Genomic DNA, 1,014 nt, shown 5'->3' on the forward strand with positions numbered 1-1,014 from the left:
CCATTCCCCATTCCCCATCCCCAAAATAATATTTGGCTGTACTAAATCAAAGACTTGTTGCCATTCTTGTGTTCCCCAGTCGGGGTTACAAAGAAAAACTGGACAATTAGCTGCACAAGCGGCAATAAAACTTGCTAAAAACTTTAATGGTTCGCGTTCGGCTAAGATAATTTTTGGTGGTGTTCCACACGCTGATACTTGTGCTAGTTCTAAATATAATTCTTGAGCTATTTGATTAAAATGACTGCTGTCATAACCAATAAGCCAATCATTCTGAGTTAGGTTATTAAGACAGTCTAAAGGTCGTTCCATAAAGATTGAAACCACGTTTCTTCTTGTTCAAAAAAATGGTCGATGCCAAAACCAACTGCCCTGTCGTTTTGGGATAATTCGGCTGCTAGTTGGAGTGCTGCAAGTCTAGCGATCGCAGTTTCAAATACTGACGAAAATACAGTATCAATTTTATGCTGGTGGCAAAACTTTCTCAGACGAGATGGCGATCCAACTATCCCAGGCTTGATGACAAAAATCTCTCGCCAACCTTGTTGATAACAGGCGGCGAGTTGTCCAAGTGTGGCAACAGATTCATCTAAAGCGATCGCAGTTTCATAACTCGTACTCAATTCCAACATCTGCTGAAATTGTTCAACGGGTAGCGGTTGTTCGATAAATTCAATTTCTAGAGGTAGTTCTGGATTTGCTTTGAGATTGTCGCAAGTCCGCAGCCATAAGTTAGCTTCTTCATAGGTGAGTCCACCGTTGGCATCTAATCGCAGTTTGGTAAAGGCTGGTAAGGTTTGTATTAGTGAGTCAAAAATTTCTAGTTCATGAGCGATCGCATCCACACCAATTTTCCACTTAAACGTGCGATATCCCTTCTGCCATAGAGTTTTCCATTGATTTAAAGCCGCTTTTCCAGATGGTAATAAGCCGCTATAGCGCAAGGAGTGAAGCGCCGAGGATAAATTTAAATTCTTCTCCTCTGCTCCCTTGCTCCCCTGCTCCCCTGCTCCC

Annotated in this window: 1 protein-coding gene and 1 pseudogene; both read right to left on the reverse strand. The window is 42.3% G+C overall.

Translation table 11 applies throughout. The features are described 5' to 3' along the window. A pseudogene (locus G1O98_RS38365) lies at positions 1-312 on the reverse strand (hypothetical protein); the annotation flags it as partial. Continuing rightward, a partial coding sequence (locus G1O98_RS38370; RefSeq protein ID WP_163939699.1) for an o-succinylbenzoate synthase occupies positions 297-1,014 on the reverse strand: 718 nt, incomplete at its 5' end. The pseudogene G1O98_RS38365 and the gene G1O98_RS38370, both read right to left, overlap by 16 nt.

Source organism: Nostoc sp. UIC 10630 (genome assembly GCF_010747425.1).
Lineage (GTDB): Bacteria > Cyanobacteriota > Cyanobacteriia > Cyanobacteriales > Nostocaceae > Nostoc.